Genomic DNA, 25,867 nt, shown 5'->3' on the forward strand with positions numbered 1-25,867 from the left:
CCTGGGCTTATATCCAACGGATATAAGCTCTAGGCTTATGCGATGACCTCCTCCGATGTCGTCGCCGTGCTCCTGGACCTGGTGACCTCCCGCTCCCTCGTCGACCGGGCGGGTGCTCAGCGCGAGATCGAGCGGGGCTTCGCCGAGGTGGAGGCCGCGGTCCCGGCGATCCAGCCCCTGCACCCGACGGTCGGCGACGAGTTCCAGGCGATCTACCCCTCCGTCCACGCCGCGCTCCGAGCGACGCTGCAGGCGCGCCTCTCGCTCCCGGCCGGCGTCGACTGCCGCGCCGGCATCGGCCTGGGCGAGGTGCGGGTGGTCGGGTCGGGGATCGCCGGGGACCTCGAGGACGGGTCCGGCTGGTGGCACGCCCGCGAGGCCATCGATCGCGCCCACGCGCTCGAGGACGGTGCCGTGCCCACGGCCCGCGGATGGTTCGTCGCCGGGGACGCCGACGGGGACTCCGGCGAGGCGGCGGTCAACGCCTACCTCCTCTCCCGCGACGCCCTGGTCGGAGCGCTCAGCGCGCGCGATCGCCGGCTCGTGCTGGGGAGCCTGCGCGGAGCGTCGCAGAAGGAGCTGGGCGAGCAGGAGTCGATCTCGCAGCCCGCCGTCTCGCAGGCGCTGCGGCGTGCGGGAGCGGGCGCCCTCCTCGTCGGCGCGCGCCTGCTGGAGGAGACGTGCTGACGGCGCTGCTGCTCGCCGTGATCGGCCTCGGCGACCTCGCGCGCACGCACCTCCGCCGCCGTGGGGCCCTCCTCGCGATCCCCGTGCTCGCCGCCGCAGCCGTGACCGCAGCGCTCCTCGTCGGAGCCCCGCCGCTCGGTGCGGCGATCGTCGTCGTCCTGGCCGGAGCCTGGCTGCTGACGACCACGACCGTCGAGAACGCGCGGCCGCCCGGGGGTCTGCGTCCGGCCGTCGCCCTCGTCGCGGCGGTCCTGGTGCTGACCGCTGTCGACCGCGCCGCCGGCGTCCCGACGGGGCCGCTCGCGCCGATCACCGTCGCGAGCACGCTCCCTCCGATCGAGCAGCTCGCTCTGGCGGTCGGAGCCGGGCTCTTCCTGCTGGAGAGCGGCAACGTGATCGTGCGGGCGGCGCTGTTCCGCGAGCTCCCGCAGGCCGAGCCCGCGCCGCGTCCACGCTGGAGCGAGCGCTTCGCGCGTCGGGAGCCGGCCGACGCCCGCCTGCCGGACCTCCAGGGCGGGCGCACGATCGGACCGCTGGAGCGGCTGCTGATCGCCGGCCTCACGCTCGCCGGAGCCATCGGCCTCGCCGGTGCCGTGCTCGCGGCCAAGGGGATCGTGCGCTTCCCCGAGATCTCCCGCGACGGCGGCAGCGGCGAGAAGGCGGAGTACTTCCTGGTGGGCTCGCTCGTCAGCTGGGCTCTGGCGCTCGGCTGCGCCGGACTCGTCGCGATCGCGGGCCGCTGACCTCCCTGAGGCCGGGGGAGGCGGGCCTCAGCCGCGGAGGCCGAGGACGGGCAGCAGCTGCGACAGGTCGAGGCCGCCGACGACGAGGTCGGCGCGCTCGCGCACCAGGGGCTTGGCGTTGAAGGCGACCGCGAGGGAGGCGACCGCCATCATCTCCAGGTCGTTCGCACCGTCGCCGACGGCGATCGTGCGCTGCGGCGGGACGCCCGAGACCGCCGACCACTCGCGGAGCGCTTCCGCTTTGGCCGCGGCGTCGATGACCGCCCCGTCGACCGCTCCGGTCAGCAGGCCGCCCCCGCAGCAGAGGCGGTTGGCCCGGACGAAGTCGAGGCCGAGCGCACCGGCGACCGGGTCGAGGACCTCGTGGAACCCTCCGGACACCACTCCGATGCGGCCGCCGGCGGCGTGGACGCCGGCCACGAGCTCGGCGGCGCCGGGCGTGACGCGGACGCCTGAGCTCACACCGGGGAGCACCGACTCCGGGACCCCGGCGAGAGTGGCGACCCGCTCGCGGAGGCTCTCGCCGAAGTCGAGCTCGCCGCGCATCGCCCGCTCCGTGACGGCGGCGACGCGCTCCTCGGAGCCGGCGTGCACCGCGAGGAGCTCGATCACCTCGTCCTGGAGGAGGGTGGAGTCCGCGTCGAGGACGACGAGGAAGCGGGCAGGCGTCGCAGGACGCTCACTCATGGGCCGGTCCGATCGGTCGGGTGGGCGCGCCGGGGCGCAGAGCTCGACCCGCGGGGGTGCTACGGGTGGACGACGACGCCCTTGCCGACGACGGTGATGCCCGACTCGGTGACGGTGAACCCGCGCTCGCGATCGCGGTCGTGGTCCACGCCGACTCGAGCACCGGGCTCGACGACGACGTCCTTGTCGAGGATAGCGCGGACGACCAGCGCGTCAGGGCCGATGCGGACCTTGTCGAAGACCACCGAGTCGGTGACCGTCGCGTTCGACTCGATGACCGTCCAGGGCCCGACGACGCTGCGCTCGATGTGCGCGCCCGAGATCACGGTGCCGAGCGAGACGACCGAGTCGACCGTCGATCCCATGTTGCCCTTGCCGTCGCGGACGATCTTGGCCGGAGGGGAGTTCAGCTGCGACGAGAAGATCGGCCACTGCTGGTTGTAGAGGTTGAAGACCGGCAGCGCCGAGATGAGGTCCTGGTGGGCCTCGAAGAAGGAGTCGATGGTGCCGACGTCCCGCCAGTAGTAGCGGTCGCGGTCGGTCGAGCCGGGGACGTCGTTGAGCTTGAGGTCGTAGACGCCGGCCTCGCCGCGCGCGACGAAGTCGGGGATGATGTCGCCGCCCATGTCGTGGTCCGACGTGGAGGACTCGCCGTCGCGGATGACCGCGTCGATCAGGGCGTCCGCGTCGAAGACGTAGTTGCCCATGGAGGCGAGGACCTCGTGCGGGGAGTCGGCCAGGCCGACGGCGTCCTTGGGCTTCTCGAGGAACTCGGAGATCATCGTCGGGACGATGCCGTCGCCCGCCTCGTCACCGGCGAGCTGGATGACGCCGAACTGGTCCGCGAGCTCGATCGGCTGGCGGATGGCCGCGACGGTCGCCTTCGCACCGGACGTGATGTGCGCGTCGATCATCTGCGAGAAGTCCATGCGGTAGACGTGGTCGGCGCCGACCACGACGACGATGTCGGGCTTCTCGTCGCGGATCAGGTTGAGGCTCTGCAGGATCGCGTCGGCCGAGCCGCTGAACCAGCGCTTGCCCAGGCGCTGCTGCGCGGGGACCGAGGCGACGTAGGAGTTCAGGAGCCCGGAAAGGCGCCAGGTCTGCGAGACGTGGCGGTCGAGCGAGTGCGACTTGTACTGCGTCAGCACGACGATCTGAGTGAGACCGGAGTTGATCAGGTTGGACAGCGCGAAGTCGATCAGCCGGTACTGCCCGCCGAACGGCACCGCGGGCTTGGCCCGGTCCGCCGTGAGGGGCATGAGGCGCTTTCCCTCGCCGCCGGCGAGGACGATGCCGAAGATCTTCTTTGACTGCATGGCACCACAGTAGGGGCTCGGGCTTCCCCGTGGACCCCGGCTGTCGCCGGGGGAGCGCCCTGTACTACGGTTCGGGGGTGCGAGTCGATCTGCTGACCAAGGAATACCCGCCCGAGGTGTACGGGGGAGCCGGTGTCCACGTGGCCGAGCTCACCAAGGCGCTGCGCAGCGACCTGGAGGTCGTGGTGCGCTGCTTCGGCGCGCCGCGCGAGGAGGAGGGCACGTTCGCGTACTCCGTCCCCGCGGAGCTCGCCGAGGCGAACGGCGCGCTGCAGACCCTCGGGGTCGACCTGCAGATCGCGCAGGACGCGGCGGGGGCCGACCTGGTCCACTCCCACACCTGGTACGCCAACGCCGCGGGGCGTCTCGCCCAGCTCCTGCACGGCATCCCGCACGTGGTCTCGGCGCACAGCCTCGAGCCGCTGCGTCCGTGGAAGGCCGAGCAGCTCGGCGGCGGCTACCGCGTCTCGAGCTGGATCGAGCGGGAGGCGTACGAGAACGCCGACGCCGTGATCGCGGTGTCCGGCGGCATGCGCGAGGACATCCTCCGCTCCTACCCGGCCCTGGACCCGGCGAAGGTCCACGTGGTCTACAACGGCATCGACCTCGACGCCTGGCACCCGGTCGAGGACGAGGCCGTCCTCGCCGAGCTGGGCATCGACCCCTCGCGCCCCTCCGTGGTCTTCGTCGGCCGCATCACCCGGCAGAAGGGCCTGCCCTACCTGCTCCGCGCTGCAGCGACCCTGCCTCCCGAGGTGCAGCTCGTGCTCTGCGCGGGCGCCCCCGACACCCCCGAGATTATGGCCGAGGTCACCTCCCTCGTCCGCAGCCTCCAGGAGGAGCGCACCGGCGTCGTCTGGATCGACCGGCATCTGCCGCGCCACCAGCTCTCCGCGGTCCTGACGAACGCGACCACGTTCGTCTGCCCCTCGATCTACGAGCCCCTCGGCATCGTCAACCTCGAGGCGATGGCCTGCGGTGCGGCGGTCGTCGGGACGGCGACCGGCGGCATCCCGGAGGTCGTCGACGACGGCGTGACCGGCCGTCTCGTCCCGATCGAGCAGGTCACCGACGGCACCGGCACCCCCGTGGACCCGGAGCGCTACGTCGCCGACCTGGCCGCCGTCCTCGCCGAGGTCGTCGCCGACCCGGAGACGGCGAAGCGGATGGGCGCCGCGGGCCGCGAGCGCGCGCAGAGCCACTTCAGCTGGACGCAGATCGCGCGGGACACCCGGGCGATCTACGACTCGCTCGTCTGAGCCTCCCGGCCGCCTCCTTTAGAATGGCTCCCATGCCCAGCGTTGTCTCGTTCGTCGATGTGTCCTTCGTCCGGAACGGCAAGCGGATCCTCGACCACGTGTCGTGGGACGTGGCCGAGGACGAGCGCTGGGTGATCCTCGGCCCCAACGGGGCGGGCAAGACCTCGATCCTGCAGATCGCCGCCGCGCAGAACTACCCCTCGACCGGTGCCGCGCACCTGCTCGAGGAGACCCTCGGCCGGGTCGACGTGTTCGAGCTGCGCCCGCGCATCGGCTACGCCTCGACCGCGATGGCGCGCCGCCTCCCGGTCGGCGAGAGCGTGCTCGACGTCGTGATGACCGCCGCCTACGCCGTCACCGGCCGCTGGAACGAGGGCTACGACGCGATCGACGAGCGCCGCGCCCGCCGCGTGCTGTCCGAGTGGAAGCTCGAGCACCTCGCCGAGCGCACCTTCGGGACGCTCTCGGACGGCGAGCAGAAGCGCGTCCAGATCGCCCGTGCGATCATGACCGACCCCGAGCTGCTCCTGCTTGACGAGCCGGCCGCGAGCCTCGACCTCGGCGCCCGCGAGGAGCTCGTCCAGCTGCTGGGCGGCTTCGCGAAGGACCCGGCGTCGCCCGCGATCGTGATGGTGACCCACCACGTCGAGGAGATCCCCGACGGCTTCACCCACGCCCTGCTCCTCCGCGACGGAGCGGTGGTGGCGGCGGGCCCGCTGGCCGAGTCCCTGACCGAGGCGACGCTCGCCGAGACCTTCGGGCTCGACATCGCTCTCACCCGCGAGAACGGGCGCTTCTCGGCCCGCGCCCGCGGCTGACCCCGCTCCGGGATCCGGGCGCGGCGCGACTTCTGCGCGCGCTGCCGGTCTGGTATTCTCGGTAGCTGGTTCGGGCCCGTTCGCGGTGCGCCCGCCCTCATCCACCCGTTCCCGTCGACGACAGGTGCGGTTCAGGACCATCGACGACAGGACACGACCATGAAGACCGACATCCACCCCGAGTACTCCGCGATCGTCTTCCGCGACCTCGCGTCCGGTGAGACCTTCCTCACCCGCTCGACCGCGAAGAGCAGCAAGACGATCGAGCTCGACGGCGTGACCTACCCCGTCATCGACGTCGAGATCTCCTCCGCCTCGCACCCGTTCTACACGGGCAAGCAGCGCATCATGGACTCGGCCGGCCGCGTCGAGAAGTTCAACAGCCGCTACAAGAACTTCGGCAAGTAGCACTCCTCGAAGGGCCCTCGACCTCACGGTCGGGGGCCCTTCGTCGTTCCCGCGGGGCGGTCCTCAGTAGCGGTAGAAGCCCTCTCCGGTGGCCGTTCCGAGGCGGCCGCGATCGAGGTACTCCGTCTTCAGGTGGGCGGCGAAGGCCTGGGAGGCCTCGTCCGGGGCCGCGGCGGCGATGTTGTAGGCGGTCCGCAGACCGACGACGTCGAAGATCTGGAAGGGTCCGAGAGGGGCGCCGGTGCCGATCCTCCAGGTCTTGTCGATGGTCTCGTGGTCGGCGTAGCCGCCCATGAGCAGACCCGACGCGGCGTTGAGGAGCGGCACCAGCAGCGAGTTCAGGACGTAGCCGGCCTTCTCCTTCTGCAGCCTGATGGGCTCGAGGCCGCTGGAGACGGCGAACTCCACGACGGCGTCGACCACGGCGGGGTCCGTGTCCGCCGTCCCCATGATCTCGGCCGTGTTCTGCGCCCAGACGTGGTTGGCGTAGTGCAGCGCGAGGAACCGGTCGGGTCGGCCGGTCGAGGCCTTCAGGTCGCTGGGGAGCAGCGTGGACGAGTTGGTCGCGAAGACCGTGCGCTCGGGAGCGAGCGCACCCAGGCGGCCGTACAGCTCCTGCTTCAGGCCCAGGTCCTCGGGGACGGCCTCGATCACGAGGTCGGCGTCGGCGACAGCCTCCGCGAGGTCGGAGGTGAGGCGGAGGGAGTCGAGCGCCTCCTGCGGTCCGCCGGCGACGCCGCCGGGCACCGACTCGTAGACGCCCGCGAGACCGCGGAGCCGCTCGCGCGCCGACTCGAGGACGTCGTCGGAGAGGTCGTAGACGGTGACGGCGAAGCCGTGGAAGGACGACTGGAAGGCGATCTGGGAGCCGAGCACTCCGCTGCCGAGGACGGTGACCGTGCGGATCGTGGGCATGACTTCTCCTTGCGAGAGGGGGGGAGGGGGAACACGTGCTCACCCGATCCCACAGCGCCGCGGTCCGCGGAGCGAGGGCTTGCGCCGACGGGCGGGCCGTGGCCGTCGGGGAGCCGGCGCGGTAGCGTCCCGGCATGGTGTCCTTCGCCGACAAGCCGATCCTGCCGTTCACGACTCCTGAAGAGTGGGACGCCTACCTCCGCGGCGAGCCCGACCCGGACGGAGTCCGGCTGAAGCTGCGGAAGAAGGCCGCCGTCGATCCGGGGATCACCTACGCCGAAGCGCTCGACATCGCGCTCTGCCACGGCTGGATCGACGGTCAGGCGGGAGCCTTCGACGAGCAGTTCAAGCTCCAGGCCTTCACCCCGCGGCGTCGCGCTAGCCCGTGGTCCAAGGTCAACCGCGATCACGTCGCACGGCTGCTGGCGGAGGGCCGGATGCTGCCGGGCGGGCTGGCCGAGGTCGAGCGGGCACGCGCCGACGGGCGCTGGGACGCGGCCTACCGGCAGCGCGATGCGGAGGTGCCGGACGACTTCCAGCGGGCGCTCGACGCGGATCCGCAGGCCCTGGCCTTCTTCGCGACCGTCGGCGGGCAGAAGCGCTTCGCGTTCCTCTTCCGCCTCTCGCAGCTGAAGCGGGCGGCGACGCGGGAGCGGCGGATCGCGGAGTACGTGGCGCTCCTGCGCGAGGGGCGCACGCTGACCTAAGGGGTCAGTGGCGGACCGGCCAGCCCCCGTCGGCGACGAAGGACTCGTCGCGGACGCGGCGCATGTACTCCTGGAAGGACTCGGCCTGGGTGCGGCACCAGTCGACCTGGAGCGCGTGCAGGGCCTCCGCGCCGACTCCGAGCTCGTCGGCGAAGGCGCGGCCCAGCGCCTGGGCGACCCGACCCGCCGCGATCGCGTCCGCGCCCGCGTCGTGCGCCTCGGTGAGGGCGACGCCGTAGTGCTCGGCGGCGAGGGTCAGGGTGCGCTTGCCCTTGCGGTAGCGGTCCACCGCCTTGTCGATCACGAGCGGATCGACGACGGGGCTCGGGTCGAGCAGCACGGGCACGCCCCAGCGGCGCGCCTCGTGGGCGAGGAGCGAGAGGTCGTAGGGGGCGTTGTAGACGACGACCGGGATGCCGCGGGCGAGGAGCGAGCGCAGCGCCTCGGAGATCTCGGCCACGACCTCGCCGGCGGGGCGGCCGTGCGCGCGGGCGTGCTCGGTGCTGATCCCGTGGACGGCGGAGGCGCCGGCCGGGATCTCGACCCCGGGATCGGCGAGCCAGGTCGTGCCCTCGATCGGCTCGCCCGCCGCGTCGATCACGCCGACGTGCGCGGTGACGATGCGGCTCGTGCGGACGTCGATGCCGGTGGTCTCGAGGTCGAACACGGCCAGCAGATCGAACCACCGCGCCCCCTCGGAGGGGACGAGCTCCTGCTCGGCGTCGTCGAACAGCATCGGCTCGGTCTGCGTCTCGGTCGTTCCGGTGGTGCTCACGCCGACAGCCTAAAGGGGGCCTCCGACATCGGCCGGAGGCCCCTCGGCGTGCTGCCGGGTCAGCGGGCCTCGTGCGCCTTGGCGACGTGGAGCCAGAAGAAGCCCTGCGTGCCGAGCGTCATCGTCAGCGTGCCGTCGTCCGAGAATCCGGGGAAGCGGCCGCCGCCGAACAGGTCGCTCAGCGTCGATCCGGGGTTCTCGGGGTCGGTGATCGTGACCGAGACCGGGTTGTGGTTGAAGCTGAAGACGCAGAGCACCTCCTCGGGCTGGTCACCCATCTCGGAGCCCGAGCCGGCGTAGTCCCGCACGAAGGCGAGCACCGACTCGTGGTCCGTCTCCAGGACGCGCATCGACCCGAGGCCGAACGCCGGGTGGCCGCGGCGCACGTGCAGGACGTTCCGCATCCAGTGCAGCAGGGAGCGGGACTGCGCCAGCTGCGCCTCCACGTTGACCTGGTTGTAGTGGTAGACGAGCGACTGGACGATCGGCTGCACGAGCTTGCCGGGGTCGGCTGCCGAGAAGCCGGCGTTGCGGTCGGGCGTCCACTGCATCGGCGTGCGCGACGCGTCGCGGTCGTTGAGCCAGATGTTGTCGCCCATGCCGATCTCGTCGCCGTAGTACAGGAACGGGCTGCCGGCGAGGGAGAAGAGCAGGGCGTTGATCAGCTCGAGCTCGGCGCGCGAGTTGTCCAGCAGCGGCGCGAGCCTGCGGCGGATGCCGATGTTCGAGCGCATCCGCGGGTCGTAGGCGTACCAGCCGTACATGGCCTGGCGGTACTCCTCGGACACCATCTCGAGCGTGAGCTCGTCGTGGTTGCGGAGGAACACGCCCCAGGCGGCGCCGCTGGGGATGTCGAACGTCTCGGAGAGCACCTTCTTCAGCTCGTTCGCCGTCTGCGCGCGGAGGGAGTAGAAGATGCGCGGCATGACCGGGAAGTCGAACGCCATGTGGCACTCGGGCTCCTCCTCCGTGCCGAAGAACGCGGCGACCTCTCGCGGCCACTGGTTCGCCTCGGCGATCAGGATGCGGCCGGGGTAGTCGCGGTCGACCATGGTGCGGAGGTTCTTGATGAACTCGTGGGTCGGCGGTTCGCCCTCTCCGTTGCCCTCGTCGGACTCGTAGAGGTAGGGGATCGCGTCGAGCCGGATGCCGTCGACGCCGAGGTCGAGCCAGAACTTGACCACGTCGTGGATCGCCTCGTGCACGGCGGGGTTCTCGAAGTTGAGGTCCGGCTGGTGCGAGAAGAAGCGGTGGAAGTAGAACTGGCGGCGCTCGGCGTCGAAGGCCCAGTTCGAGTCCTCGGTGTCGACGAAGATGATGCGGATGTCCGGCCACTTGTCGTCGGTGTCGTTCCAGACGTAGAAGTCGCCGTAGGGGCCCTCGGGGTCGGACCGGGACTGCTGGAACCACTCGTGCTGGTCGCTGGTGTGGTTGAGCGGGAAGTCCATCACGATGCGCATGTTGCGCTCGTGGGCCTTCCGCACGAGGTCGCGGAAGTCCTCCATCGTGCCGAACTCGGGGAGGATCGCCTTGAAGTCGGAGACGTCGTAGCCGCCGTCGCGCAGAGGCGACATGTAGAACGGCGGGAGCCAGAGGGCGTCGATCCCGAGCCACTGCAGGTAGTCGAGCTTGGAGGCGAGCCCGTTGATGTCGCCGGCGCCGTCGCCGTTGGAGTCGTAGTACGACCGGATCATCACCTCGTAGAACACCGCCCGGCGGTACCACTGGGGGTCGAGGGCGAGTCCGGGGAGTTGGATCGGCGACGTGAAGCTCACGGTGCTCCTTCTGCTGCTGCCTGAGCGGATGACCGTCTCGCGAGACGGGTGGGCGGTGCGCCGTGTTGCGAGCGCGTGATCATGCTCCCGGCTCGGATCGAGGCCACGCAAGGCGTTGCGGCCAGATCTTCGACGGGGTTTCCCTACGATAAGGAACGCGATGACCACTCCCTCCCCCTACGCCTCCGATCTCGGCCGTGTCCCCGTCCGCGAGGCCGCGGTGGACGTCGCCGGATCCCGCACCGCCTACTGGACCTACGGCGCTCCGGACGCCTCGACCGTCCTCGTGCTGGTGCACGGGTTCCGCGGCGAGCACCACGGCCTCGAGCCCGTCGTCGCCCGTCTGCTCGCCGGGGGAGCGGACGTGCGGGTCGTCGCTCCCGACCTGCCCGGCTTCGGCGCCTCGACCCCGATGACGCGCCTGCCGCACGACGTGGACGGCTACGCCTCCTGGCTCGGCTCCTTCCTCGACGCGCTGGGGCTCCGCGGCGAGGCGGCCGTCCTCGGCCACTCCTTCGGCTCGATCGTCGCGGCCGCGGCCGTCGCGGACGGGCTGCCCGCTCCGCTCCTGGTGCTGGTCAACCCGATCGGCGCGCCCGCCCTGCAGGGTCCGCGCGGCGTCCTGACCAGGCTCGCCGTCCTCTACTACCGGCTCGGCGCGCTCCTGCCGGGGCCCCTCGGACGCCGCCTGCTCAGCGACCCGCTGATCGTGCGGGTGATGAGCCTGGCGATGGTGAAGACGAAGGAGCCGGCGCTGCGACGCTTCGTGCACGACCAGCACGACCGCTACTTCAGCGCCTTCGCCTCCCGCGACACGGTCCTCGAGGCGTTCCGCGCCTCCGTCTCGCACGACGTCGGCGAGTACGCCTCCCGGATCGGCGTGCCGACGCAGCTGATCGCCGCGGCGCAGGACGACATCACTCCGCTCCCGGCGCAGTACCGCCTGCTCGAGAGGCTGCCGCACGCCCGCCTGCACGTCATCGACGGAGTCGGCCACCTGATCCACTACGAGACGCCGGACGAGGCCGCCGCCGTGCTGCGGACGGCCCTCGAGGAGGGGATCGACCGATGAGGATCGTCGTCGACTGCCGGTACACCCGGCTCGAGCGGCACGACGGGATCAGCCGCTACACCGCGGAGCTCGTCCGCGAGCTCGCGAAGCTGCACGACGTGACCATGCTGATCAGCGACCGCCGCCAGCTCGCGATGCTCCCGTCGCTCCCGTGGGAGCGCGTGACCGGGCCGACCAGCCCGTTCGAGCCGTTCGTCGCGCTGCTGGTGAACCGGCTGCGGCCCGACGTGGTCTTCTCGCCGATGCAGACCATGGGCTCGCTCGGCCGCCGCTACCGGCTCGTCCTGACCGTGCACGACCTCATCTACTACCGCCACCGCACTCCGCCGCGCGACCTGGCCGCTCCCGTGCGCGCGCTCTGGCGGCTCTACCACCTCGCCTGGTGGCCGCAGCGGAGGCTCCTCCAGCGCGCCGACGCGGTCGTCACCGTCTCGGAGACGACCCGCGACCTGATCCGCTCCCACCGCCTCACCACCCGGCCGGTGGTCGTCGTCCCGAACGCGGCGACCGAGCCCGACGAGGCGAGCGCCGCTCTGGCGGGATCGCTGCCCGACCGGTCGGCCGCGCGCTCGCTCGTCTACATGGGCTCGTTCATGCCCTACAAGAACGTCGAGACGCTCGCGCGCGCGATGCGGCTGCTGCCCGACTACGAGCTGCACCTGATGAGCCGGGCGAGCGACGAGACCGTCGAGACGCTCCGGGCCCTGGCGCCGACCGCGAAGCTGGTGTTCCACCAGGGGGCGCCGGACGCGGAGTACCGTGCGGTGCTCGCGCGGGCGACCGCTCTCGTGACGGCGAGCAGGGACGAGGGCTTCGGGATCCCGCTGGTCGAGGCGATGGCGCTCGGGACGCCGGTCGTGGTGAGCGACATCCCGATCTTCCGCGAGATCGCCCAGGACGCCGCCGTGTACGTCGACCCGTCGAGCGCGAAGGGCATCGCGGACGGCGTGCGGTCGCTCGAGGACGGCGCCGTGTGGCGGACGCACTCGGCCCGGGCGAGGGAGCGGGCCGCGGCCTTCTCCTGGCGCGACTCCGCCCGGGTGCTCTTCGGGCTCCTGCAGGACCTCGGCCGGCGCTGACGCGGTCCGGCGATCGGACCGCCTCCGGGAGGCGGGCCGTCAGGCTCCCGGAGCCGGGCTGAGCACGTCGTCGAGGTCGACGTCCGCCACGACCACGTCGCCGGAGTCGTCGACGCCGACGATGCGCAGTGCCCCGTCGACGATGGCGAAGTCGTGCCGGGAGCCGTTGCCGACCGAGACGCCGTGCACGGGGAGGTCCTCGCTGCTGAGCGCGCGGATCAGGCTGCCGATGACCGCACCGTGCGTGGCGACGACGACGGACGCGTCGGGGAAGCGCTCGGCCACCTCGAGCAGCGCGGCGGTCGCCCGCTCGACGACCTCGGCGCGGGTCTCGCAGCCGGGGATCGGCGCGCGCTCGATGCCTCCGGGGAAGCGCTCGGCGAGCTCGGGACCGGTCATCCCCTCCGCCTCGCCGTAGGCGCGCTCGGCCAGGCCCGGCACCGCCAGCGGCTCGTCGAGTCCGAGACCGCGCGCGATGATCGCTCCGGTGTCGAAGGCGCGCTGCAGCGGACTGGCGACCACCGCGTCGAAGCGCCGGTCGGCGAGCAGCCGCGCCGCCGCCCGCGCCTGGGCGCGCCCGGTCGCATTGAGCGGGATGTCGCTCCTGCCCTGGATGCGCCGGGCGGCGTTCCAGTCGGTCTGGCCGTGGCGGACGAGGGTGAGCTGGGTCACAGGGGCCTCTCGGGAGGTCGGGTGCGGAGCGGGCGGGAGCTCAGAGGGCGGCGGTGCGGCGCGCGGGCAGGCGCTCGGCGAGCTCGCGGAGCACCTCGCTGGTGCCGCCGTCGATCTTGATGCTCGCGCGCGAGTCGCCCTTGGTGGTGCCGCGGTTGACGATCACGATCGGCATCCGGGCGCGACGGGCGATCTCGAGGAAGCGGATGCCGGAGTTGACCACGAGCGACGAGCCGGCCACGAGCAGCGCGTCGGCGCCCGCGACGATGGCGCGCGCCTCCTCGAACCGCTCGGTCGGGATGAACTCGCCGAAGAAGACGATGTCCGGCTTCAGGATCCCGCCGCAGACCGTGCACTCGGGGACGGTCATCGCCGAGACGTCGTGGACCTCGGCGTCGCCGTCGGGGTTGAGGGAGGAGACGTCGGGGTCGTCGAGCCAGGGGTTGAGCGCCTCGATCCGCTCGGCCACCGCGTCGCGGGCGAAGTACTGGCCGCAGGTCATGCAGCGCACACGGTCCGCCGAGCCGTGCAGATCCACCACGCGGCGCGAGCCGGCCCGGACGTGCAGGCCGTCGACGTTCTGCGTGACGACGCCCGTGAGCAGGCCGCGCTCCTCGAGCCGGGCCAGGGCCCGGTGGCCGTCGTTGGGGAGCGTGCTGGTGAACCGGCGCCAGCCGAGCTGGCTGCCGGCCCAGTACCGGCGGCGGTAGTCGGGATCGGCGACGAACTGGGAGTAGGTCATCGGGCTGCGCACCGGTGCCCCGGCTCCGCGGTAGTCGGGGATGCCCGAGTCGGTGCTCATGCCCGCGCCGGTGACGGCGGCGATGCGGCGCCCGCTGAGGAGTTCGACGGCCTGCTCGACCGCGAGCGCCTCGGGGCCCTCGGCGACCGGTGTCGGACTCGACTCCATCCGCGCCTCCTTCGAGGGCCGTTCGAGCGGCCCCTGGACGAGTTTAGTCCGCGCCGTGCCCTAGATTGCCGGGATGCCGATCGTGCACATCACCGACCTCGACCACCCGCTCCTCGCCGACTACCACCGCCTCACCGACGTGGCGCTGCGGCGGGTGCTGGAGCCGGAGGGCGGTCTGTACATCGCCGAGTCGGCCAAGGTGATCGAGCGGGCGCTCGACGCCGGGCACCGTCCCCGCTCGGTCCTGGTGCAGGAGAAGCGGCTGCCGGACGCGGCCGGGGTGCTCGAGCGTCATCCCGAGGTGCCGGTCTTCGTGGCGCCGGATCCGCTGATCGAGGAGCTGACCGGGTTCCACCTCCACCGCGGAGCGCTCGCCTCGATGCACCGTCCGCCGCTGCGGCCGATGGCCGAGCTGCTGGAGGGCGCGCGCCTCGTCGTGATCCTGGAGGACCTGGTCGACCACACCAACGTCGGCGCCGTCTTCCGCGCCGCGGCCGGCATGGGCGCGGACGCGGTGCTCGTGACGCCGCGGTGCGCGGACCCCCTGTACCGGCGCAGCGTCCGGGTGAGCATGGGCACGGTCCTGCAGGTGCCGTGGACGCGCACCCCCGAGTGGGCACCGGCTCGCCGCGCTCTGGAGGAGGCCGGGTTCTCGGTCGCCGCGCTGGCGCTCGCTCCGGACGCGGTGCCGCTCGACGAGTACGCGGCGGCTCGCCCCGAGCGCGTCGCGATCGTCCTGGGCGCCGAGGGGGACGGGCTCAGCCGCGCGGCGCTGGACGCCTCGGACACCGTCGTCACCATCCCGATGCTGCACGGCGTCGACTCGCTCAACGTGGCCTCGGCGAGCGCCGTCGCACTGTGGGCGCTGACCCGCGGGCGCTGACCGCCCGGCTCCGGCGCTCGGCGGCCCCGCGGTGACCTGCTGCTGACGCTCCCGACGCTGGATCGGGGTCGGTGCCGCGCGTCACCCGCCGCGTCCGACGACGGGGCGGCGTCCGGGACGGATGAGAGGCCCGCCCGTACGATGACGGGGTGACCTCCCCGACCCGATCCGACGACGCCCTCGACCTGTTCGGGGAGCCCGCCGCGCCGGAGCCGCGACCGCGTCGACGGCGCGGGGCGGTCGTCGCCGGTCTCGTCGCCGCGACCGTGCTGGTCGGCGGAGGCGGTGCCTACGCGACCAACGCGGCGACCGCGGAGCTGCCGACGGCGAGCGCCGTCGCGGTGGACCCCGTCTCGAGCACCGTCGACGCGCCCGCTCTGGCCTGGCCTGCCTACGGCTCCGGCGCCGTGGCGGCCGTGGGCATCGACGGGACGGAGGAGGACGGGCTGCTCGCCCGCTACGGCTCCACCGGAACCGTGCCGACGGGGAGCATCGCCAAGGTCGTCACCGCTCTCGTCGTCCTCGCGGCGAAGCCGATCGCGGCGGGGACGGACGGGGAGACCATCACCTTCACGAGCGCGGACGTGCAGTACTACAACGACACCCTGGCCGAGAACGGCTCGAACGCTCCGGTCACCGCGGGTCTGCAGCTGACCGAGCGGGAGGCGCTGACCGCCATGATGCTCCCGTCCGCGAACAACTACGCGAAGTCGCTCGCGATCTGGGCGTACGGCTCGGAGGACGCCTTCCTCGCCGCGGCGCGCGGCTGGCTCGACGGGCAGGGGCTCGAGCGGACCTCCCTCGCCGACACCAGCGGGCTCTCGCCGGCGACGGTCAGCACGACGGCCGAGATGGTGCGCCTGGGCGAGCTGCTGATCGCGGACCCGGTGCTCGCTCCGATCGTCGCGATGCCGACCGCGGTCATCCCGGGGGTCGGCGAGGTCGACAACACCAACTCGCTCCTCGGCCGCTCGGGAGTGGACGGGATCAAGACGGGGACGACCGACGAGGCGGGCTCGTGCCTGCTGTTCTCGCTCGACTCGACCGTCGAGGGCCGGCCGGTCACCCTGGTCGGCGTGGTGGTGGGCGCGCGCACGCACCCGCAGCTCGCCGCGGACGTGCTGACCCTCGTCCCGACCGTCGAGGCGGGCTTCCGGACCGTCCCGCTGACCGTCGAGGGCCAGGACTACGGCACCCTCACGAGCGCCTGGGGGGAGACGGCGACGGCCGAGACCGCGGAGGCGCGGTCCGTGCTGGTGTGGGGCGCGGTCTCGACGACGACCACGGTCGCCCTCGATCCGCTCGAGACCGTCGCCGACGGCGAGCGCGTGGGGACCGCGACCGTCGACGTCAACGGCACCCCGTACGAGCTTCCCCTCGTCGCCGACGGGTCGATCGAGGACCCGGGCTTCGCCTGGCGCCTCGGCCACCCGGCCGAGCTGTTCGGCTGAGCGCGGGGCGAGCCGCCGCCTCCCGGGAGCGGATCAGGCCAGGGGATCCGCGGCCCTATCGCCGATGATCCGCACGCCGGCGGTCGCGATGTCCTCGGCGACCTCCTCCGGCGTCGCGTTGCCCGGCACGACCGAGCCCGGCTCCGAGGCCGCGGGATCGATGCTCCAGCGCTCGGCGGAGGGCCGCTTGGCGGTGATGAAGTCGCCGGAGGACTGGTGGCGGACTCGGCGCAGCACCCAGGGCACGAGGTACTCCCGCGCCCACTGGATGTCCTCCGTGCGGGCGGCACGCCACGTGCGGGCGTGCAGCGGCTCCGGGGCGAGGGGGCGCAGGTCGTTCTCGACGTTCAGCGACTCGAGGACCATGCGCGCGACCTCGTGGTGGCCGTGCGGGTTGAGGTGCAGGCGGTCCGGCGCCCACATCCGCACGTCCTGGATCTCCTGGAGGGACCACTGGTCGGCGACGATGCAGTCGTACCGCTTGGCCAGCGCCCGCAGGTTCTCGTTGTAGATCGCGACCTTCCCGCGGATCCGCCCGAACACGGGGGAGAAGCCCACATCCACTCCGGTGAAGAGGACGACGGTCGCCCCGTCGGAGCGGAGCCGGGCGAGGCCCGACTCGAAGCGGGACGCGATGTCGTCGGGGTCGGTCCCCGGGCGGATGACGTCGTTCCCGCCCGCGGAGATGGTGATGAGGTCGGGGCGCAGCTCCAGGGCGGGCTCGACCTGCTCGTCGACGATCTGCTGCAGGAGGCGGCCGCGGACCGCCAGGTTGGCGTAGGCGAAGTCCTCGTTCTGGCTGCCCAGGACCTCCGCCACGCGGTCCGCCCAGCCGCGGTGCCCGCCGGGGCTGCCGGGCTCGGGATCGCCGATCCCCTCGGTGAAGGAGTCGCCCAGGGCGACGTAGCGGGACCACGGATGACGCTGCTCGACCATCCCTCCATCATGCTCCGCACCCGGCCGCCGGTGGCACGGCGCGACACGCCGTGCGCCTCCCGGCGGGCCGCGGAGACCGAGCCGCTGTCGGAGGCGTCGGCTAGATTCGGTCCACGTGAACAGTCCCTCGAGCTTCGGTCATCAGGTCGGCACCTCCGCCGCTGAGCACCTGTCCCCGTCGTTCCCGGGCAGGGCGCCGTGGGGTACCGCGAACAAGCTCCGCGCCTGGCAGGCGGAGGCGCTCGAGGCCTACTTCCAGCACGAGCCGCGCGACTTCCTGGCCGCCGCGACCCCGGGCGCGGGCAAGACCACCTTCGCGCTGCGGCTGGCCGCCGAGCTGCTGCACAACCGCACGGTCGACCGGATCACCGTGGTCGCGCCGACGGAGCACCTCAAGCGCCAGTGGGCCGAGGCCGCGCACCGCGTCGGCATCCGCCTGGACCCGACCTTCACCAACCGCATGGGCCGCCACGCCCGCCACTACCACGGCGTCGCCGTCACCTACGCGCAGGTCGCCGTCCGCGCCGAGCTCCACCGCGAGCTCACCCTGTCCGGGCGCACCCTCGTCATCCTCGACGAGGTGCACCACGCCGGCGACGCCCTCAGCTGGGGCGACGCGGTGCGCGAGGCCTTCGAGCCCGCGGTCCGCCGGCTCTCGCTGACCGGGACGCCGTTCCGCTCGGACACGGCGGCGATCCCGTTCGTCAGCTACCTGCCGGACGAGGAGGGCATCCGCACCTCGCTCACCGACTACGCCTACGGCTACGGCCGCGCGCTCGCGGACGGCGTCGTCCGGCCGGTGCTGTTCATGGTCTACGCCGGGCAGATGCGCTGGAAGTCGAAGGCCGGCGACGAGATGGAGGCGCGGCTCGGCGAGGGCAACACCAAGGACATCACCTCGCAGGCCTGGCGGACCGCGCTGGACCCGAAGGGCGACTGGATCCCCTCGGTCCTCCGCGCCGCCAACACCCGCCTCACCGAGGTGCGGCGCGCCGTGCCCGACGCCGGCGGCCTGGTCATCGCGACCGACCACTACACCGCGCGCGCCTACGCCGCGATGCTCCGCGAGATCAGCGGCGAGACCGTCACCGTCGTGCTCTCCGACGAGAAGGAGGCGAGCGACCGGATCGAGGAGTTCGCGAAGGACACCAGTCGCTGGATGGTCGCGGTCCGCATGGTCTCCGAGGGCGTCGACGTGCCGAGGCTCGCCGTCGGCGTCTACGCGACATCGGCGTCGACTCCGCTGTTCTTCGCCCAGGCGATCGGCCGCTTCGTGCGCGCGCGGCGCCGCGGCGAGACCGCCTCGGTGTTCCTCCCGAACGTGCCCGGCCTGCTCGCGCTGGCGGGCTCGATGGAGCTGCAGCGCGATCACGCCCTCGACCGCAGGACCTCCGACGACGAGGAGTACCCCGAGGCCGACCTGATGGCCGACGCCGAGCGCAGCGACAAGGCGTCCTCCGATCTCCTGGAGGAGGGCCGCTTCGAGTCGATCGGCTCGGCCGCCACCTTCGACCGCGTCGTCTACGAGGGCGCCGAGTTCGGGATGGAGGTCGAGGTCGAGAGCGAGGAGGAGCTCGACTTCATCGGCCTGCCGGGGCTCCTCGAGCCCGACCAGGTGCGGGAGCTGCTCCAGCACCGGCAGCAGCGGCAGGCCAAGCGCGCCGGCAGCCGCGCGGGGGCGGCGGCCCCGGCCGAGCCGGCGAGCGAGATCCCGGCGCCGCTCTACCGCACGCTCAAGGAGCAGCGCAGCCTGCTCAACTCCCTGGTCGGTCTGTGGGCGCGGGGGACGGGCGAGTCGCACGGCCAGGTGCACACCGAGCTGCGCCGGCTCTGCGGCGGACCCGCGGTGGCGCAGGCGAGCGTGACCCAGCTGCAGGCGCGGATCGACCTCCTGCGGCGCAGGCTCGGCTCGCACTGATCGCGGTGCGGCGCCCCGGTGAGTGGCGCCGTGGCCCCGACGACGGGGCCGATCGCTGCTCCTGCCCAGCCCGGCCGTCCCCTCCGCGTGCACCGGACAGTCCCCCCGGCGCGTTCTAGCCGATGCACCCGGCGCGGCGCCAGCCCTCCCCGGCGGACCGGGCGCGACCGTACTGTTCGAGCGTGACCCACCGGAACGACCTGCCCGCTCACGCGCCCGCAGGACGAACCGGACGGCGGTTCCGGCCGCCGGTCGTGACCACCGGAGGAGGACCGCGCGATGAGCGCTGACCGTCAGGGGAATGCTCGAGACACGCTCGCTAAGCTGAGCAGTCGGTCCGTCGCGGAAGTGACGGACCATCACCCCCGACGTCGGGCATCCGCAGACCGCACATCGGCGTCTCCCGGACTGCCCGAGAACAATCCCCTGAGGAGTCTCGTGGAGACCTGGCCCGGAACCGCCTACCCGTTGGGCGCGACGTTCGACGGAAGCGGCACGAACTTCGCCCTGTTCAGCGAGATCGCCGAGCGCGTCGAGCTGTGCCTCTTCGAGGAGGACGGCACCGAGACGCGCGTCGAGATCCAGGAGTCGGACGCCTACGTCTGGCACTGCTACCTCCCGCAGGTCCAGCCGGGCCAGCGCTACGGCTTCCGCATCCACGGACCGTACGACCCCGATGCCGGCCACCGCTGCAACCCGAACAAGCTGCTGCTGGACCCCTACGCGAAGGCGATCTCGGGGGAGATCGACTGGGACCAGTCCCTCTTCTCGTACACCTTCGGCGACCCGGACTCGACGAACGACGAGGACTCGGCGCCGCACATGATGATGGGCGTCGTCATCAACCCCTTCTTCGACTGGGCCGGTGACCGCCGCCCGCGCACCTCCTACGACAGCACCGTGATCTACGAGGCGCACGTGAAGGGGCTCACCAAGACGCACCCCGACGTGCCGGAGGAGCTCCGCGGCACCTACGCCGGAGTCGCCCACCCTGCGGTGATCGACCACCTCAAGCACCTGGGCGTCTCGGCGATCGAGCTCATGCCCGTGCACCAGTTCGTGAACGATTCGACGCTGATGGACAAGGGCCTCTCGAACTACTGGGGCTACAACACGATCGGCTTCTTCGCTCCGCAGAACACCTACTCCTCCACGGGCGACCAGGGCCAGCAGGTCCAGGAGTTCAAGAGCATGGTGAAGGCGCTCCACGCTGCCGGCATCGAGGTCATCCTCGACGTGGTCTACAACCACACGGCGGAGGGCAACCACCTCGGCCCCACCCTGTCGTTCCGCGGCATCGACAACGAGGCGTACTACCGCCTCGTCGACGACGACAAGCGCTACTACATGGACTACACCGGCACCGGGAACACCCTGAACGTGCGACACCCGCACTCGCTCCAGCTGATCATGGACTCGCTGCGCTACTGGGTGACGGAGATGCGCGTCGACGGCTTCCGCTTCGACCTCGCCTCGGCGCTGGCACGCGAGTTCTACGACGTCGACCGGCTCTCCACCTTCTTCGAGCTCGTCCAGCAGGACCCGGTGGTCTCGCAGGTGAAGCTGATCGCCGAGCCGTGGGACGTCGGGCCCGGCGGCTACCAGGTGGGAAACTTCCCGCCCCAGTGGACGGAGTGGAACGGCAAGTACCGCGACACGGTCCGCGACTTCTGGCGCGGCGAGCCGTCGACGCTGGGGGAGTTCGCCTCGCGCCTCACCGGCTCGGCCGACCTCTACGCGCACTCGGGCCGCTACCCGGTCGCCTCGATCAACTTCGTCACGGCGCACGACGGCTTCACCCTCCGGGACCTGGTCTCGTACAACGAGAAGCACAACGACGCCAACGGCGAGGACGGCAACGACGGCGAGTCGCACAACCGCTCCTGGAACCACGGCGTGGAGGGGCCCACGGACGACTCGCGGGTGCTCGCGCTCCGGGCGCGCCAGCAGCGGAACTTCCTCGCGACGATGCTGATCTCCCAGGGCGTCCCGATGATCCTCCACGGCGACGAGCTGGGCCGGACCCAGAACGGCAACAACAACACCTACGCCCAGGACAGCGAGCTGACCTGGATCGACTGGGCGCACGCCGACCGGCCGCTGCTCGAGTTCACCGCGGCGCTCATCCGCCTGCGCGCCGAGCACCCGACCTTCCGCCGCATGCGCTTCTTCGACGGCCGCCCCGTGCTGCGCGGCGACGGCGAGCCCCTGCCCGACATCGTCTGGTTCACCGCCGCCGGCACCGAGATGTCCCCGTCCGACTGGGACTCCGGTCTCGGCCGATCGGTGGGCATCTACCTCAACGGCAACGGGATCCGCGAGCGCGACCAGCGCGGGCGCCCCGTCACCGACGTCAGCTTCCTCCTGTACTTCAACGCCGACGACGTCGACGTCGAGTTCGCGATCCCGAGCGACGAGTACGCGCTCGAGTGGAGCGTCCTCGTCGACACCGCCGGCGCCGAGGCGGACTCGATCCCGCGTCCGGCGGGGGCGATGCTCACCGTCCAGGCGAAGTCGCTCGTCATCCTCCAGGAGCACAGCACCCCCGAGCCCGAGGTCGACCACTCGGTCGCCGCCTCGCTCGCGTCCCTGGCGGCCACCTCGGCCATCCCGATCGTCTCCTCGACGGGACCCACCAGCCCCCACGCCGAGTCGACCGACTCCGCGACCGCACCCTCGACAGGAGCCTGACGTGCGTCTGCCCGCCTCCACCTACCGCCTCCAGATCCGGTCGGCGTTCGACCTCGACGACGCCGCCCGCGTCGCCGACTACGTGCGCGCGCTCGGAGCGGACTGGCTGTACTTCTCGCCGCTGCTGAAGGCCGAGCCCGGCTCGGACCACGGCTACGACGTGGTGGCACACACCGAGGTCGATCCCGACCGCGGTGGCGCGGCCGGCCTGGCGAACGCCTCGGCCGCGGCGCGGGCGGAGGGCCTCGGCGTCCTCATCGACATCGTCCCCAACCACATGGGCGTCGCGACCCCGAGCGAGAACTCGTGGTGGTGGGACCTGCTGAGGAACGGGAAGTCCTCCCGCTACGCCACCGCCTTCGACATCGACTGGGAGGCGGGGGGCGGGAAGCTGCGCGTGCCGATCCTCGGCGACGGTGCGAGCGAGGGCGACAGCGACAGCGAACTCGACGCGCTCGAGGTCGTCGGCGACGAGCTGCACTACTACGAGAACCGCCTGCCGATCGCGCCCGGCACCGCCGAGCCCGGCGACTCCGGCCGCACGGTGCACGCGCGCCAGAGCTACGAGCTCGTGAACTGGCGCCGCGCCGACGCCGAGCTGAACTACCGCCGCTTCTTCGCGGTGAACACCCTCGCCGCCATCACGGTCGAGCGGCCCGAGGTGTTCGACGCCTCGCACGCCGAGATCGTCCGCTGGTTCACCGAGGGGCTCGCAGACGGCCTGCGCGTCGACCACCCGGACGGCCTGGCCGACCCGGGCGGATACCTCGACGACCTGGCCCGCGCGATCGGCGGCGCCCCGGTCTGGGTCGAGAAGATCCTCGAGGGCGACGAGGAGCTCCCGCCGCACTGGGCGACCGTCGGCACCACGGGCTACGACGCCCTGGCCGACGTCGACCGCATCCTGGTCGACCCCGACGCCCGCCCCGTGCTGGAGGGCCTCGACGCCGAGCTCACGGGGAAGGGCGCCCCGCTGCAGTGGGCCGACCTCATCCACGACACCAAGCGCGGCATCGCCGACGGCATCCTCCGCTCCGAGGTCCTGCGGCTGGCCCGCCTGATCCCCGGCATCGAGGGAGCGGACGACGCGCTGGCGGAGCTCCTGGCGACCTACCCGGTCTACCGCAGCTACCTCCCCTACGGAGCGGAGCACCTCGAGCACGCCCGCGTCGACGCCGTGCGCCGCCGTCCCGAGATCCGCGCGACCATCGACGAGGTCGCCGCGGCGCTCGGCGAGACCGGCACGCCGGTGTCCGTGCGCTTCCAGCAGACCTCCGGCATGGTGATGGCGAAGGGCGTCGAGGACACGGCGTTCTACCGCTTCAGCCGCCTCACCTCGCTGAACGAGGTCGGAGCGGACCCGGACGAGTTCGCGATCGACCTGGTCGAGTTCCACCGCCGCCAGGCCGTGCGCCAGGCCTCGTTCCCCGCCTCGCTCACCACGCTCTCGACCCACGACACGAAGCGCGGCGAGGACACCCGTGCCCGCATCACCGCACTGGCCGAGGACCCGGAGGCGTGGGCGGCGACGCTCCGCGAGCTCCACGCCCTCGTCGGCTTCGGCGACGGCCCGATCGAGCACCTGCTCTGGGAGGCCGTCGTGGGGACCTGGCCCGCGAGCCGCGAGCGCCTGCACGCCTACGCCGAGAAGGCGTCGCGCGAGGCCGACGACTCGACGCACTGGACCGCTCCTGACGAGCAGTTCGAGAAGCGGATGCACGCGGCGATCGACGCGGCGTTCGACGAGCCCGCCGTCCGCCGGCTGGTCGAGCAGACCGTCGAGCGGGTGTCGGCCGCCGGCTGGTCGAACGGCCTCGCCGCGAAGCTCGTGCAGATCACCGCCCCGGGCATCCCGGACGTCTACCAGGGCAGCGAGCTCTGGGAGACCTCCCTCGTCGACCCGGACAACCGCCGCGAGGTCGACTTCGGGCAGCGTCGAGCGCTGCTGGAGCGGATCGACGGCGGCTGGAAGCCCGCGATCGACGCCGAGGGAGCCGCGAAGCTCCTCGTCACCTCGCGCGCCCTCCGGCTCCGCCGCGACCGCCCCGAGCTGTTCACCCGCTACGCCGCCGTCCCCGCGATCGGGCCCGCCGCCGAGCACGCGATCGCCTTCGACCGCGGCGGCGCGCTGACCGTCGCGACCCGGCTCCCCGAGGGCCTCGCCGCTTCGGGCGGGTGGAACGGCACGGTCGTGGTCCTGCCCGGGCACCCGATGGAGGACGTCCTCACCGGCCGCACCTTCGCGGGAGGAGTGACTCCGGTCGCCGAGATCCTCGCCGACTACCCCGTGGCACTGCTCGCCCCGGTCTCCTGATCGGTTCCGCCACCGCACCCCAGACCGATACGACCCCTCCTGGAGACAGCAGTGATCAGCACGACTCCCTACCGCTACGCACTTCCGACGACCGGTCCCGAGCGGTTCGACGTCTGGGCCCCCGAGGCCTCGACGGTCGAGCTCCTCCTCGGCGGCGACTCGTCGCTGACGATGACCCGCCACGGAGACGACGGATGGTGGCGGGCGCCCGCGTCGGCCCCGGCCACCGGCGAGGTCGACTACGGGTACCGGGTGGACGGCAGTGGTCCGCTGCCGGACCCCCGCTCGCGTCGCCAGCCGAAGGGCGTGCACGAGCTCTCGCGCACGTTCGACCCCTCGGCGCACGAGTGGGGCGACTCCGCCTGGACCGGGCGCGAGCTCGCCGGCGCCGTCATCTACGAGCTGCACCTCGGCACGTTCACACCCGAGGGCACCCTGGACGCGGCGGCGGAGCGCTTCGAGCACCTGCGCTCGATCGGCGTGGACTTCATCGAGCTGCTGCCGGTCAACGCGGTGAACGGAACGCACAACTGGGGCTACGACGGCGTCCTCTGGTACGCCGTGCACGAGCCGTACGGCGGACCCGAGGCGTACCAGCGCTTCGTGGACGCCGCCCACCGTGCCGGCCTCGGCGTGGTCCAGGACGTCGTCTACAACCACCTCGGCCCGAGCGGCAACTACCTGCCGGAGTTCGGCCCCTACCTCAAGAACGAGAAGGCCAACACCTGGGGCAGCTCGATCAACCTGGACGGCGAGGGTTCGGACACCGTCCGCGGGTACATCATCGACAACGCTCTGATGTGGCTGCGCGACTACCGCGTCGACGCCCTGCGCCTGGACGCGGTGCACGCCCTCTCGGACGAGCGGGCCGTGCACGTGCTCGAGGAGATGGCGAGCGAGGTGGCCGTGCTGTCGGCCCACGTCGGGCGCCCTCTGACGCTGATCGCCGAGTCCGACCTCAACGACCCGACGCTGATCACTCCGCGGGAGGCGCACGGCTACGGGCTCGACGCGCAGTGGAGCGACGACTTCCACCACGCGGTCCACGTCGCGCTGACCGGGGAGACCACGGGCTACTACGAGGACTTCGCGCCGCTCGGCGCCCTCGCGAAGGTGCTGACCCGGGGCTTCTTCCACGACGGCACCCTCTCGACGTTCCGCGGCCGTCACCACGGCCGTCCGGTGGACACCGAGCACATGCCGACCTGGCGCCTGGTGGTCTGCAGCCAGAACCACGACCAGATCGGCAACCGGGCGGTCGGCGACCGTCTGACGGCGTCCCTCGACGAGGGCCGTCTCGCTATCGCCGCTGCTCTGACGCTGCTGGGCCCTTTCACTCCCATGCTGTTCATGGGCGAGGAGTGGGCGGCGTCGACCCCGTGGCAGTTCTTCACCTCGCACCCGGAGAAGGATCTGGGCGAGGCGACGGCGAAGGGCCGCATCGAGGAGTTCGCGAAGATGGGCTGGGATCCGGAGGTCGTGCCCGACCCGCAGGACCCGGAGACGTTCCTGCGCTCGCGGCTCGACTGGTCCGAGGTCGGGGAGGGGCGTCACGCCCGCACCCTCGAGGTGTACCGCGAGCTGGCGGCGATCCGCCGCCGCTACCCCGAGCTGACGGACCCGCGCTTCGGGTCGCTCCGCGTGGAGTTCGACGAGGATGCCCGCTGGCTGACTCTCGGCCGCGGTCGGGTGACCGTGGCGATCAACGTCGGCGAGTCCGCCGCCCGCATCGCCCTGCCGGAGGTGGCGGAGACGCTGCTCGGCGTCGGGGAGTACGCGGTGCAGCCCGGGGACACCGAGGTGGATCTCGGCGCCTCCTCGCTGCTGGTGACGCTGAGCGCCTGAGCG

General features: G+C 72.2%; 22 protein-coding genes. 14 read left to right on the plus strand and 8 right to left on the minus strand.

Annotated features, from left to right (window positions below; all coding sequences use genetic code 11):
- Nucleotides 1-42 precede the first annotated feature (42 nt).
- A complete protein-coding gene (locus C5C37_RS03525) occupies nt 43-687 on the plus strand; it encodes a SatD family protein (RefSeq protein WP_104268641.1) in 645 nt (214 codons plus the stop codon).
- Complete coding sequence (locus C5C37_RS03530; RefSeq protein ID WP_104333665.1) at nt 681-1,430, plus strand: hypothetical protein; 750 nt, start codon at nt 681-683, stop codon at nt 1,428-1,430. The genes C5C37_RS03525 and C5C37_RS03530 overlap by 7 nt, the downstream gene beginning before the upstream one ends.
- Before the next feature lie 27 nt (nt 1,431-1,457).
- Here the strand turns inward: C5C37_RS03530 and serB are convergent, their stop codons facing one another.
- Together serB and C5C37_RS03540 are read right to left on the minus strand one after the other, a co-directional pair.
- A complete protein-coding gene (gene serB / locus C5C37_RS03535) occupies nt 1,458-2,117 on the minus strand; it encodes a phosphoserine phosphatase SerB (RefSeq protein WP_104333666.1) in 660 nt (219 codons plus the stop codon).
- A gap of 59 nt (nt 2,118-2,176) precedes the next feature.
- Nucleotides 2,177-3,436, minus strand: a complete 1,260-nt coding sequence (locus tag C5C37_RS03540; RefSeq protein WP_104221960.1) for a glucose-1-phosphate adenylyltransferase — start codon at nt 3,434-3,436, stop codon at nt 2,177-2,179.
- Between the two features lie 77 nt (nt 3,437-3,513).
- On the opposite strand from C5C37_RS03540, the gene glgA reads away from it, so the two are divergent.
- From glgA to C5C37_RS03555, 3 genes are all read left to right on the plus strand, one after another.
- Complete coding sequence (gene glgA / locus C5C37_RS03545) at nt 3,514-4,695, plus strand: glycogen synthase (protein WP_104221962.1); 1,182 nt, start codon at nt 3,514-3,516, stop codon at nt 4,693-4,695.
- Nucleotides 4,696-4,727: 32 nt separating this feature from the next.
- Entirely contained in the window at nt 4,728-5,513 is a 786-nt protein-coding gene (locus tag C5C37_RS03550) for an ABC transporter ATP-binding protein (protein WP_104338482.1), read from the plus strand.
- A gap of 159 nt (nt 5,514-5,672) precedes the next feature.
- The gene (locus C5C37_RS03555) at nt 5,673-5,921 is read left to right on the plus strand and encodes a type B 50S ribosomal protein L31 (protein WP_068253003.1); all 249 of its coding nucleotides are present in this window, start codon (nt 5,673-5,675) and stop codon (nt 5,919-5,921) included.
- A 63-nt stretch (nt 5,922-5,984) separates the two neighbouring features.
- On the opposite strand, the gene C5C37_RS03560 is transcribed toward C5C37_RS03555, so the two are convergent.
- Nucleotides 5,985-6,836, minus strand: coding sequence for a 3-hydroxyacyl-CoA dehydrogenase (locus C5C37_RS03560; RefSeq protein WP_104287902.1), 852 nt, complete (start codon nt 6,834-6,836; stop codon nt 5,985-5,987).
- Between the two features lie 134 nt (nt 6,837-6,970).
- Here C5C37_RS03560 and C5C37_RS03565 point away from each other — a divergent pair, with 134 nt between their 5' ends.
- Nucleotides 6,971-7,543 (plus strand): YdeI family protein, encoded by a 573-nt coding sequence (locus C5C37_RS03565; RefSeq protein ID WP_104232624.1) that lies wholly within the window; start codon nt 6,971-6,973, stop codon nt 7,541-7,543.
- Between the two features lie 4 nt (nt 7,544-7,547).
- Here C5C37_RS03565 and C5C37_RS03570 read toward each other — a convergent pair whose 3' ends face one another.
- Nucleotides 7,548-8,279, minus strand: a complete 732-nt coding sequence (locus C5C37_RS03570; protein ID WP_104222136.1) for a 3'-5' exonuclease — start codon at nt 8,277-8,279, stop codon at nt 7,548-7,550.
- 98 nt (nt 8,280-8,377) lie between these two features.
- A complete protein-coding gene (gene treS / locus C5C37_RS03575; RefSeq protein ID WP_104221970.1) occupies nt 8,378-10,093 on the minus strand; it encodes a maltose alpha-D-glucosyltransferase in 1,716 nt (571 codons plus the stop codon).
- 160 nt (nt 10,094-10,253) lie between these two features.
- Between treS and C5C37_RS03580 the strand changes: the two genes are divergently transcribed.
- On the plus strand, nt 10,254-11,165 hold the full coding sequence (locus C5C37_RS03580; RefSeq protein WP_104250357.1) for an alpha/beta fold hydrolase: 912 nt from the start codon (nt 10,254-10,256) through the stop codon (nt 11,163-11,165).
- A complete protein-coding gene (locus tag C5C37_RS03585) occupies nt 11,162-12,244 on the plus strand; it encodes a glycosyltransferase family 1 protein (protein WP_104225279.1) in 1,083 nt (360 codons plus the stop codon). The genes C5C37_RS03580 and C5C37_RS03585 overlap by 4 nt, the downstream gene beginning before the upstream one ends.
- Nucleotides 12,245-12,283: 39 nt before the next feature.
- Here the strand turns inward: C5C37_RS03585 and C5C37_RS03590 are convergent, their stop codons facing one another.
- Nucleotides 12,284-12,916, minus strand: a complete 633-nt coding sequence (locus C5C37_RS03590) for a histidine phosphatase family protein (RefSeq protein ID WP_104232621.1) — start codon at nt 12,914-12,916, stop codon at nt 12,284-12,286.
- Between the two features lie 40 nt (nt 12,917-12,956).
- Complete coding sequence (locus tag C5C37_RS03595; protein WP_104250355.1) at nt 12,957-13,826, minus strand: Sir2 family NAD-dependent protein deacetylase; 870 nt, start codon at nt 13,824-13,826, stop codon at nt 12,957-12,959.
- 73 nt (nt 13,827-13,899) lie between these two features.
- Between C5C37_RS03595 and C5C37_RS03600 the strand changes: the two genes are divergently transcribed.
- Nucleotides 13,900-14,709 carry an RNA methyltransferase gene (locus C5C37_RS03600; protein ID WP_104232619.1) on the plus strand — a complete coding sequence of 270 codons (810 nt, stop codon included), beginning with the start codon at nt 13,900-13,902 and terminating at the stop codon, nt 14,707-14,709.
- A gap of 149 nt (nt 14,710-14,858) precedes the next feature.
- Complete coding sequence (locus C5C37_RS03605) at nt 14,859-16,160, plus strand: D-alanyl-D-alanine carboxypeptidase family protein (protein ID WP_104246813.1); 1,302 nt, start codon at nt 14,859-14,861, stop codon at nt 16,158-16,160.
- Between the two features lie 33 nt (nt 16,161-16,193).
- Here the strand turns inward: C5C37_RS03605 and C5C37_RS03610 are convergent, their stop codons facing one another.
- Complete coding sequence (locus C5C37_RS03610; protein WP_104246814.1) at nt 16,194-17,096, minus strand: SGNH/GDSL hydrolase family protein; 903 nt, start codon at nt 17,094-17,096, stop codon at nt 16,194-16,196.
- A 115-nt stretch (nt 17,097-17,211) separates the two neighbouring features.
- Between C5C37_RS03610 and C5C37_RS03615 the strand changes: the two genes are divergently transcribed.
- The 4 genes from C5C37_RS03615 to treZ all read left to right on the plus strand — a co-directional run bounded on the left by C5C37_RS03615 (nt 17,212) and on the right by treZ (nt 25,864).
- Nucleotides 17,212-19,014, plus strand: a complete 1,803-nt coding sequence (locus C5C37_RS03615; RefSeq protein WP_104237466.1) for a DEAD/DEAH box helicase — start codon at nt 17,212-17,214, stop codon at nt 19,012-19,014.
- A gap of 438 nt (nt 19,015-19,452) precedes the next feature.
- Nucleotides 19,453-21,705: a glycogen debranching protein GlgX gene (gene glgX, locus C5C37_RS03620; protein ID WP_104268648.1), complete on the plus strand. Its 2,253-nt coding sequence runs from the start codon at nt 19,453-19,455 to the stop codon at nt 21,703-21,705.
- Nucleotide 21,706: 1 nt separating this feature from the next.
- The gene (treY, locus tag C5C37_RS03625; RefSeq protein ID WP_104338483.1) at nt 21,707-24,019 is read left to right on the plus strand and encodes a malto-oligosyltrehalose synthase; all 2,313 of its coding nucleotides are present in this window, start codon (nt 21,707-21,709) and stop codon (nt 24,017-24,019) included.
- Nucleotides 24,020-24,070: 51 nt separating this feature from the next.
- Entirely contained in the window at nt 24,071-25,864 is a 1,794-nt protein-coding gene (gene treZ / locus C5C37_RS03630; protein WP_258074030.1) for a malto-oligosyltrehalose trehalohydrolase, read from the plus strand.
- Nucleotides 25,865-25,867: the final 3 nt, after the last annotated feature.

The organism is Rathayibacter sp. AY1F9, assembly GCF_002932155.1.
Lineage (GTDB): Bacteria > Actinomycetota > Actinomycetes > Actinomycetales > Microbacteriaceae > Rathayibacter.

What these genes read in the sequence shown, in the direction of transcription:
- C5C37_RS03540 (WP_104221960.1), bottom strand. Translation starts at nt 3,436, where the DNA reads ATGCAGTCAAAGAAGATCTTCGGCATCGTCCTCGCCGGCGGCGAGGGA.
- C5C37_RS03555 (WP_068253003.1), top strand. Translation starts at nt 5,673, where the DNA reads ATGAAGACCGACATCCACCCCGAGTACTCCGCGATCGTCTTCCGCGAC.
- C5C37_RS03560 (WP_104287902.1), bottom strand. Translation starts at nt 6,836, where the DNA reads ATGCCCACGATCCGCACGGTCACCGTCCTCGGCAGCGGAGTGCTCGGC.
- serB (WP_104333666.1), bottom strand. Translation starts at nt 2,117, where the DNA reads ATGAGTGAGCGTCCTGCGACGCCTGCCCGCTTCCTCGTCGTCCTCGAC.
- C5C37_RS03570 (WP_104222136.1), bottom strand. Translation starts at nt 8,279, where the DNA reads ATGCTGTTCGACGACGCCGAGCAGGAGCTCGTCCCCTCCGAGGGGGCG.
- C5C37_RS03600 (WP_104232619.1), top strand. Translation starts at nt 13,900, where the DNA reads ATGCCGATCGTGCACATCACCGACCTCGACCACCCGCTCCTCGCCGAC.
- C5C37_RS03610 (WP_104246814.1), bottom strand. Translation starts at nt 17,096, where the DNA reads ATGGTCGAGCAGCGTCATCCGTGGTCCCGCTACGTCGCCCTGGGCGAC.
- C5C37_RS03550 (WP_104338482.1), top strand. Translation starts at nt 4,728, where the DNA reads ATGCCCAGCGTTGTCTCGTTCGTCGATGTGTCCTTCGTCCGGAACGGC.
- C5C37_RS03525 (WP_104268641.1), top strand. Translation starts at nt 43, where the DNA reads ATGACCTCCTCCGATGTCGTCGCCGTGCTCCTGGACCTGGTGACCTCC.
- C5C37_RS03595 (WP_104250355.1), bottom strand. Translation starts at nt 13,826, where the DNA reads ATGGAGTCGAGTCCGACACCGGTCGCCGAGGGCCCCGAGGCGCTCGCG.
- C5C37_RS03580 (WP_104250357.1), top strand. Translation starts at nt 10,254, where the DNA reads ATGACCACTCCCTCCCCCTACGCCTCCGATCTCGGCCGTGTCCCCGTC.
- C5C37_RS03585 (WP_104225279.1), top strand. Translation starts at nt 11,162, where the DNA reads ATGAGGATCGTCGTCGACTGCCGGTACACCCGGCTCGAGCGGCACGAC.
- C5C37_RS03565 (WP_104232624.1), top strand. Translation starts at nt 6,971, where the DNA reads ATGGTGTCCTTCGCCGACAAGCCGATCCTGCCGTTCACGACTCCTGAA.